The sequence below is a fragment of the Paenibacillus zanthoxyli JH29 genome (assembly GCF_000520715.1).
GTDB classification, from domain to species: domain Bacteria; phylum Bacillota; class Bacilli; order Paenibacillales; family Paenibacillaceae; genus Paenibacillus_AQ; species Paenibacillus_AQ zanthoxyli.
On the sequence record NZ_ASSD01000066.1, the window covers coordinates 1 to 8,864 of the forward strand.

Consider the following 8,864-nt stretch of genomic DNA (forward strand, 5'->3'; position numbering starts at 1 on the left):
GCAGCAGCGCCGCCAGCAGCGGCGCGGCCAGCCAGGCGGCGGGCACAAGCCGCCCGGTCCACACCCGGGCCGAAAGCTTGCTTCTCCGGCGCCCGGGTCTCCACCGCGCCGATCTGCGGCGCCAAAGGCGGAAATCTTTCATCTCTTCCGTCTCCCTTCTCGTTTGTCCTCATACTTAATATTATGAGTCTCGGATAATTGCTAGAACGAAGCATTCGAGAGAAGGAAGAGTTATATCTATGGCAGAGACTGAAGCAATGGTCTAAACATAATAAAGAGACCCGGCCGTTAGCGGACAGGTCTCTTCTCATTGTAATCTTCAATTTATTTTTGCCAGAGAGTTACACCCAGGTCGGTTGAATCTGAACCTGAAATCTTGGCTTCGTCTCCTCGCTCTTCAGTGCGGCGTTCTTTGCCGTTTCCGGTTTGAGCGATTCTTCTTTGGCTGCTTCCACTGAGCTTTCATCCAGCGTAACACGCCAAATGTCCGCACCCAGGCCAGAGAGCTTCTCTGCCAGATGCACATAGCCGCGGTCGATATGATGCGTGCCGCCTACTTCCGTCGTTCCCTCCGCAACTAAACCGGCCAGGATCAGCGCAGCGCCCGCACGCAGGTCCGTTGCGCAAACCTTCGCTCCAACCAGGCGGGCATTGCCGGTAACGATGGCGGAACGCCCTTCGATCTTGATTTCCGCATTCATGAGCTGGAATTCATCCACATGCATAAAGCGATTCTCAAAAACCGTCTCTGTAATCACGCTCGTTCCTTCCGAACGAAGCAGCAGCGCCATCATCTGGGACTGCATATCGGTAGGAAAGCCCGGATAAGGCAAAGTCTTCACATCGACAGCCTTCAGCGGCTTGTCGCTGATAACACGGACGCCGTTCTCATCCGGAATAATCGTTACGCCCATCTCTTCCATCTTGGCAATAACGGGACCGAGATGATCTGCTATGGCACCTTCCACATACACATCACCGCCCGTAATCGCCGCAGCCACCATATATGTGCCCGCTTCAACCCGGTCAGGAATGACATGATGTCTTACGCCGTGCAGACGCTCTACCCCTTCAATACGGATAACGCCTGTGCCCGCACCGCGAACGACAGCGCCCATACTGTTCAGGTAATTGGCCAAATCGACAATTTCCGGTTCCTTCGCGGCATTCTCTATCGTCGTCACGCCTTCGGCCAAAGCCGCAGCCATCATGATATTTTCGGTTGCGCCTACGCTGGCAACGTCCAGATAGATCTTTGCCCCGCGCAGCCGGCCTTTGCTCTTTGCTTCGATATAGCCCTGCCCCAAGCTAATTTCGGCACCAAGCGCCTCAAAGCCTTTCAGATGCTGATCGATGGGGCGCGTTCCGATTGCGCAGCCGCCGGGCAGAGAAATACGTGTATGGCCTAGCCGGGATAAAAGAGGTCCCATCACCAAAAAGGAAGCCCGCATTTTACGTACCCACTCGTAGGGCGCTTCACAAGTCGAGAGCTGTCGGGCATCCACTTGAATAATATCATTCTGATATGTAACTCCCGCCCCCAGAGATTCCAATACTTTACTGATTGTTAATACATCATCTAGCGGAGGAGCGTCAACAATAACGCTGTCTCCTTCTTCAGCCAATAAAGAGGCGGCTATGATCGGTAGTACGGAATTTTTTGCGCCGCTTACTTTTACGCTCCCGGTCAATCTTTTGCCACCGCGGACGATAAATTTACTCATTTTTCATTTCCCTCCGCGTCCATTATTTTCTCTGACATTGATATCATTCTCCATATCCTTGCTTGTTTGAGTACAATTACATGTAATAGTCAATTTGCAAAATTACTTCGATTCCGCTGCTTGGCCCCGGATTAGCGCGGGACGCTTCTTTAGATTAAGTTTTAACATAAAAAAATGTTATTATGCGGACCGCCTGTTCAATAAAGCATATGGCGAATTTGAGCGCTATATCCCAAATAGTCCAGCAGAAAACCCGCTACAAAATGTCCCAGTACGATAGCCAGCAGCAAATGAAGCAGCCGCCCTTGCGGGCTCTTGGGATATCTTATGATCAAATCCAGCTTAAGGTTCTGCAAAGCCCACCAGGATATTGCAACACACAATAACGACACAACCATCGACATCAAACCGCTAATCCCTATAGAACCGGTAAGTTCGGCTGTCATCCATTCATCCATCCTAAACCCCCAACCTATGCTTGCTCGGAAATCGACTCTTACATCATACTTGCGTAATGAAAAAGAATCCAGTACTTTTGAAACTTTTTTAGTTAAAAGTCTTGAGGAAAACGCTCTTATTTTTAATGTCCACCCAGAAATTACAAAATGACATCAATCGTTAAATTATTGTCACCTTATATCACTGGATTTCAAGTAAAAAAGCAGCCCGGCGCAAGGCCAGACTGCTTCTCATGTTATTGTTGTCCTTTTTTGGTGGACACTTTAATCCGTGTAACCGCACGCTGCAGTGCAAGCTCAGCGCGGCGATGGTCAATCTCGTCCTGCTTGCCCTTGGACTGCAAACGGCGCTGTGCGCGTTCTTTGGCCGCCTCGGCGCGTTCAAGATCGATATCGCTGGGCAGCTCGGCGCTCTCAGCCAGCACGGTCACTTTATCCTTATGCACTTCGATAAAACCGCCATGCACGGCAACTGTCGTCGTACCGTCGTCCGATTTGATGATCATCGGCGCAACCTGAAGCGGAGTTACAAGCGGAATATGTCCCGGCAAAATGCCCAGATCGCCTTCTGCCCCCCGTACGGTCAAGCTGTGAACCTGCTTGGCATATACGAGGTGATCCGGCGTGACAATCTCTAATAAAAAAGTGTTCACTTCGAATTCCTCCTCAAACCTTCAGGTTACAGCGTCTTGGCCTTCTCAACAGCTTCTTCGATCGTACCTACGAACAGGAATGCCGCTTCCGGAAGATCATCATGCTTGCCTTCCAGAATCTCCTTGAAGCTGCGGACCGTTTCTTTGACGGGTACATATGCACCTTTGAAGCCGGTAAACTGCTCCGCCACGTGGAAAGGCTGCGACAGGAAGCGTTCCACTTTACGGGCGCGGGCCACGATTAGCTTATCTTCCTCGCTCAGCTCGTCCATACCAAGGATGGCGATAATATCTTGAAGCTCGGTATAGCGCTGCAGCAATTGCTTAACGCCCTGAGCCACATTATAATGCTCTTCGCCTACGATTTCCGGATTCAGCATACGCGAGCTGGATGCCAGCGGGTCCACCGCCGGGAAAATACCTTTTTCGGAGATTTTACGCTCCAGGTTCGTCGTCGCGTCCAAGTGGGCAAACGCTGTTGCCGGAGCGGGGTCAGTGTAGTCATCCGCCGGCACGTAGATTGCTTGAATGGAAGTAACGGAGCCTTTTTTGGTGGAAGTGATCCGTTCCTGCAATTGGCCCATTTCCGTAGCCAGCGTAGGCTGGTAACCTACCGCGGACGGCATGCGGCCCAGCAGAGCCGATACTTCGGAGCCCGCTTGCGTGAAGCGGAAGATGTTATCGATAAAGAGCAGGGTGTCGCGGCCTTCCACGTCGCGGAAAAATTCCGCCATCGTCAGACCCGTCAGCGCAACGCGCAGCCGCGCGCCCGGCGGTTCGTTCATCTGTCCGAACACCATCGCCGTCTTCTTAATAACGCCGGAATCCGTCATTTCATGGTACAGGTCGTTACCTTCGCGTGTACGTTCGCCGACGCCCGCAAATACGGAAATACCGCCATGCTCCTGAGCGATGTTGTTGATCAGCTCCTGAATCGTTACCGTTTTACCAACACCCGCGCCGCCAAACAGGCCGATTTTACCGCCCTTGGCATAAGGAGCGAGCAGGTCGATAACCTTGATCCCGGTTTCCAGAATTTCCGCTTGCGTCGACAGCTCGTCGAACGTCGGCGCGGTCCGGTGGATCGGGTTCTTTTGCGAATCGCCAATTTCTGCTCCGTTGTCAATTGTATTACCGAGCACGTTGAATACCCGGCCAAGCGTTACATCTCCGACAGGAACCGAAATTGGGGCTCCTTGGTCTACGGCATCCAATCCGCGAACAAGTCCGTCTGTCGAGGACATGGCAATACAGCGCACCAGATTGTCGCCGAGATGATTGGATACTTCAAGTGTCAGCTCGTTCTGGCGTCCTTGAGCTGCGTCGGCGCCGATCTTGATCGCATTGAAGATTTCGGGCAGTTGGCCGCGTTCAAATTCAATATCGACAACCGGACCCATAATACTTACTACGCGTCCTACGTTCATCTATGTTTCCCTCCTTGAAAACTGTTACCTAAGAAGAAACGGCTGCGCCGTCCTCTTATAGGTCGGTACCGCTTTCTTATAAAATACAAGACAAGGATAAGCCCTCAGCTTATGCCTGCCTTATATTTTAAAACTGCGCGTTCGCGCCCGCTACGATCTCGGTAATTTCCTGCGTAATTGCCGCCTGACGGGCACGGTTGTACGTAAGCGTCAGATTTCCGATCATTTTCGAGGCATTCTTGGTCGCATTGCCCATTGCCGTCATCTTGGCGCCCAGTTCACTGGCTTTAGCGTCAAGAATGGCGCTGTAAATTAAAGTCTCCGCATATTTCGGCAGCAGAACCTCTAATACGCCTTCCGGCGACGGTTCATATTCGTAGCCCGCTTTAAGCTCATGACTTTGAGACTCTTCCACCTGTCCTACTCCGTCCATCGGCAGCAGCCGCACTACAGTCGGAACCTGGCTGATCGGATTCACAAATACGTTATAACAGATATAGATCTCGTCGAACACGCCTTCCTCGAATTGTCCCACCGCCGCATAGGCGATCGCCTTGATGTCGGCAAAAGACGGGGTGTCGGAAAGCTCAGTGACTTCCTCGACAATCGGATAATCGCGCCGGCGCAGGAAATCCCGCCCTTTGCGGCCGATAACAAACAGGCCGTATTCGTCCTTGGAGTTGTGGCGTTCCTGAATTAGCGTCGTCACCTTGCGCAAGACGTTGGCATTGGAACCTCCGGTAAGACCGCGGTCTGAAGTGACCACAATATAGCCGGTCTTCTTGACGGGACGGCTCACCAGCATCGGGTGCTTAACTCCCTTTGTGCTGGATGCGATGCTTGACACAACCTCTTTCAGCTTCTGCGAATAGGGGCGGGCCGCTTCCGCTTTCTCCTGCGCCTTTCTCAGCTTGGAGGCGGCGACCATTTCCATCGCTTTGGTGATTTGTCTGGTGTTCTGAACGCTCTTGATTTGACGTTTAATATCACGCATGCTTCTTGCCATGATTTCACCACCTTAAAGCTTTGGCAAAGCCAAAGCTGACTTCGTAAGCATTATCTTAACTTTTGCTGTGCAAAAGTTACTTCGTAAGCATAATCTAGTGCTTTGGCGAAGCCAAAGCCGGCTTCGTAAGCATATGCCAAGCCTGAGAGAAATTCTCAAGCCCGGCACACTCTTGATCTCTTCTAATTAATTTGCGTCCAAGGTTAATCCTTAGCTGGACGCAAAGCCTTTTTTGAATTTCTCGATAGCAGCCTGCAAAGCAGCTTCGTTATCAGCCGTCAGGTCCTTCGTTTCCGTGATGGATGCGGCCACTTCCGGCGCATTGCTGTCCATGTAGGAAAGGAATTCTTTTTCAAACCGTCTTACATCCTTAACCGGAATCTCATCCAGAAATCCTTTGACCGCCGTATACAAGCTGATGACTTGATGTTCAACGGAAAGAGGCTGGTTGACTCCCTGCTTCAGAATTTCCATAATCCGCGCACCGCGGTTCAGACGGGCTTGAGTCGATTTATCGAGGTCGGAGCCGAACTGGGCAAAAGCCTGCAATTCGCGGTATTGGGCAAGGTCCAGACGGAGCGAACCGGCAACCTTCTTCATCGCTTTAATCTGCGCCGATCCGCCTACGCGGGAGACGGAGATACCGACGTTAATCGCCGGACGCTGGCCGGAGTAGAACAAGTCCGATTCCAGGAAGATCTGGCCGTCAGTAATGGAAATAACGTTCGTCGGGATGTATGCCGAAATGTCGGAAGCCTGTGTCTCAATGAACGGCAGCGCGGTTAGCGAACCGCCGCCGAGCTCGTCGCTCAGCTTCGCGGCGCGTTCCAGCAGCCGGGAATGGAGATAGAATACGTCGCCAGGGAATGCCTCGCGGCCCGGAGGGCGGCGGAGCAGCAGGGACAGTTCGCGGTAAGCGGCGGCCTGTTTCGACAGGTCATCATAGATAACCAGAACGTGTTCGCCCTTGTACATGAAGTATTCGCCCATCGCGCAGCCCGCATATGGAGCGATATACAGCAGCGGCGACGGTTCGGAAGCCGACGCGGTAACTACGATCGTATAGTCCAGCGCGCCGTGGCGGCGCAGTGTTTCCACGACCTGTGCTACTGTGGATTGCTTTTGTCCGATGGCAACGTAAATACATTTCATTCCGTTGCCCTTTTGGTTGATAATGGCGTCGATGGCGATTGCCGTCTTACCGGTCTGACGGTCGCCGATGATCAGTTCGCGCTGACCGCGGCCGATCGGAACCATGGAGTCAATCGCCTTAAGGCCGGTTTGCATAGGCTCATGAACCGATTTACGCTCAATAACGCCCGGAGCGTTGTTCTCGACAGGACGGAATTCCGTCGTCTCGATCGGTCCCTTGCCGTCGAGCGGCTGGCCGAGCGGGTTAACGACACGGCCGAGCAGAGCTTCGCCTACGGGAACCTGCATAATACGGCCTGTACGCTTAACTTGGTCGCCCTCACGGATTTCAGTATACTCACCGAGGATAACGACACCGACGTTGCTTTCCTCCAGATTGAGCGCCATGCCTACTACGCCGTTGGAGAACTCAAGCAGTTCGCCCGCCATCGCATTTTCCAGACCGTATACGCGGGCGATCCCGTCGCCGACTTGAATAACGGTTCCGATTTCGGTTACTTCAATATCGGATTTATATTGTTCGATTTGACTTTTAATCAAAGTGCTGATTTCTTCAGGTCTGATGCTCAAGTACGCTCACCCCTATCTTCTGTGCTTATCGTTAAAGGATTTTTCCAGACGTTCCAGCTTGCCGGCAAGACTGCCGTCGTACAGCGTATCACCGATGACAACTTTCAGTCCGCCCAACAAGCTTTTATCGACTACATTAGTGACGCGAATTTCCCGGCCGGACAAAGCGCCGAATTCTTCAGTGACAGCTTTCTTTTCCCGCTCGTCCAGCTCATAGGTGGAATACACGGTAGCGTCGGCAAGACTCAGACTCTCGCCTTCGATCTTAACGTAGCTGTCCAGAAGGTCGGAAAGGATGCTCATTCTGCCGCGCTCAACAAGAAGTTCAAGCGTGTTGATCACGATCACCGACAGCTTGCCTTCAAGCGCTTTTTTGAGCACCGCCAGCTTGTCCTCCCCCGAAATTTTCGGAGAGCTGATGAATCTTTGAAGATCGTTATTCGAAGCCAGCGCGGAGACCAGGGCTTTTAGCTCTTGCTCCACTTCCAGCGTCTTCTTCTCTTCAACAGCCACCTCGAACAATGCCTTCGCGTATCTTTTGGCGACTACCGTATCCTGGCTCATGATCTGCCCCCAACCTCTTTGAGGTACTTATCAACGAGCTCCTCCTGCGCGGCATCCGAGCTGACTTCCTTCTCAAGCAGCTTGGATGCGATTTTTACGGATGCCGAACCCAGCTCGCTGCGCAGCGCCTCGACGGCCTTGTTTTTTTCGTTCTGAATGTCGCGGACAGCCTCATCCTTGATTCGGGCTGCTTCTGCCTTGGCCTGCTCAAGCAATTGTTCGGTCTGCTTGCTGCTTGTCTGTCTGGACTGCTCGATAATGTCATAAGCTTCTTTGCGGGCATCCTGAAGCGCCTGCTTCTGTTCCTCTACGTAAGCGACCGCCTGCTCCCGCGTCTGCGAAGCTTCACTCATTTGCTGCAACACAAGCTCACGCCGTTTCTCCATGACGGAGAACAGTGGACCGAAGGCATACTTATTAAGCAGAAAATACAAAATCAGAAATGCAATCAGCGCTAGGACGAGCGATGTGATTGAAAATTGCACTAAGGGTCACTCCTTTCCGGTAACTTCGATAACCAACCATGGACATACTATTTAAGCCAAAAAGAAAGCGCGGAGGGCCATGGCCTTCCCCGCCAAACTTTTTGTAATTCGATTAGGCACCTGCGCTTGAATAGAAAATAAAGGCAAGAACGACACCGATAATTGGCAAGGCTTCTACCAGAGCGACGCCAATGTACATTGTCGTTTGAAGAGTTCCTCTAGCTTCAGGCTGGCGGGCGATGCCTTCAACCGTCTTGCTGACAATCAGACCATTACCAATACCGGCGCCAAGTGCGCCCAAACCTACCGCGATTGCTGCCGCGATATATGCCATAACTCCCATTTGATAAATCCTCCTTAAAATTGTGTGTAGTTTGTGACTCCATATATTTCAAGATCAGACGGACTTGCGTGCGCCTTGATTGAAACTAATGATCCTCATGCGTGGCTATCGCCTGCGATATGTACAGGAATGTCAGCATGGTAAAGACAAATGCCTGGATCGAACCGACGAAGATACTGAATCCCTGCCAGACCATAAGCAGCGGGATGGAGGCAACAAACCCAATAGCCCCAGTTGAACCCAGCCGTACTAATTGAGCAATCAGTACTTCCCCTGCGAAAATATTGCCGAAAAGACGCATACCGTGTGTCAGCAGCTTGGAGAACTGTTCAATCAGGTTAATCGGCAAAAACACTGGGAACGGTTGAAGGTAATGTTTGAAATACGCTTTCGTATTGCGAGTGATTCCAAGAAAATGAACAATCAGGAAAATCAATCCAGCCAGTCCCAAGGATACGGCAGGGGGGGGGGGGGGGGGGGTT

Annotated in this window: 10 protein-coding genes; all 10 read right to left on the reverse strand. The window is 51.9% G+C overall.

The window, feature by feature from the left end; translation table 11 throughout:
- Positions 1-341 precede the first annotated feature (341 nt).
- Entirely contained in the window at positions 342-1,724 is a 1,383-nt protein-coding gene (murA, locus tag L691_RS0102605) for a UDP-N-acetylglucosamine 1-carboxyvinyltransferase (RefSeq protein ID WP_025688597.1), read from the reverse strand.
- Positions 1,725-1,921: 197 nt separating this feature from the next.
- Positions 1,922-2,182, reverse strand: coding sequence for a DUF1146 family protein (locus L691_RS0102610; protein WP_198022962.1), 261 nt, complete (start codon positions 2,180-2,182; stop codon positions 1,922-1,924).
- Between the two features lie 236 nt (positions 2,183-2,418).
- The gene (locus L691_RS0102615; RefSeq protein ID WP_025688599.1) at positions 2,419-2,835 is read right to left on the reverse strand and encodes a F0F1 ATP synthase subunit epsilon; all 417 of its coding nucleotides are present in this window, start codon (positions 2,833-2,835) and stop codon (positions 2,419-2,421) included.
- Between the two features lie 26 nt (positions 2,836-2,861).
- Positions 2,862-4,262 (reverse strand): F0F1 ATP synthase subunit beta, encoded by a 1,401-nt coding sequence (gene atpD, locus L691_RS0102620; protein WP_025688600.1) that lies wholly within the window; start codon positions 4,260-4,262, stop codon positions 2,862-2,864.
- Between the two features lie 127 nt (positions 4,263-4,389).
- Positions 4,390-5,268: an ATP synthase F1 subunit gamma gene (gene atpG / locus L691_RS0102625; protein WP_025688601.1), complete on the reverse strand. Its 879-nt coding sequence runs from the start codon at positions 5,266-5,268 to the stop codon at positions 4,390-4,392.
- Between the two features lie 210 nt (positions 5,269-5,478).
- Positions 5,479-6,990 (reverse strand): F0F1 ATP synthase subunit alpha, encoded by a 1,512-nt coding sequence (gene atpA, locus L691_RS0102630; protein WP_025688602.1) that lies wholly within the window; start codon positions 6,988-6,990, stop codon positions 5,479-5,481.
- Between the two features lie 12 nt (positions 6,991-7,002).
- Positions 7,003-7,554 (reverse strand): F0F1 ATP synthase subunit delta, encoded by a 552-nt coding sequence (locus L691_RS0102635; RefSeq protein WP_025688604.1) that lies wholly within the window; start codon positions 7,552-7,554, stop codon positions 7,003-7,005.
- Positions 7,551-8,039 (reverse strand): F0F1 ATP synthase subunit B, encoded by a 489-nt coding sequence (gene atpF, locus L691_RS0102640; RefSeq protein ID WP_025688606.1) that lies wholly within the window; start codon positions 8,037-8,039, stop codon positions 7,551-7,553. Before atpF ends, L691_RS0102635 begins: the two co-directional genes overlap by 4 nt.
- A gap of 112 nt (positions 8,040-8,151) precedes the next feature.
- Positions 8,152-8,382, reverse strand: a complete 231-nt coding sequence (gene atpE / locus L691_RS0102645; RefSeq protein ID WP_025688607.1) for a F0F1 ATP synthase subunit C — start codon at positions 8,380-8,382, stop codon at positions 8,152-8,154.
- 85 nt (positions 8,383-8,467) lie between these two features.
- Positions 8,468-8,864, reverse strand: a 397-nt coding sequence (locus L691_RS0102650; RefSeq protein WP_036734887.1) for a FoF1 ATP synthase subunit A, incomplete at its 5' end; no start/stop codon positions are given.

Bases quoted from the DNA above. Each gene is read 5' to 3' on its own strand.
- murA (WP_025688597.1), bottom strand. From the start codon at position 1,724: ATGAGTAAATTTATCGTCCGCGGTGGCAAAAGATTGACCGGGAGCGTA.
- L691_RS0102610 (WP_198022962.1), bottom strand. From the start codon at position 2,182: ATGGATGAATGGATGACAGCCGAACTTACCGGTTCTATAGGGATTAGC.
- atpD (WP_025688600.1), bottom strand. From the start codon at position 4,262: ATGAACGTAGGACGCGTAGTAAGTATTATGGGTCCGGTTGTCGATATT.
- atpG (WP_025688601.1), bottom strand. From the start codon at position 5,268: ATGGCAAGAAGCATGCGTGATATTAAACGTCAAATCAAGAGCGTTCAG.
- L691_RS0102635 (WP_025688604.1), bottom strand. From the start codon at position 7,554: ATGAGCCAGGATACGGTAGTCGCCAAAAGATACGCGAAGGCATTGTTC.
- atpE (WP_025688607.1), bottom strand. From the start codon at position 8,382: ATGGGAGTTATGGCATATATCGCGGCAGCAATCGCGGTAGGTTTGGGC.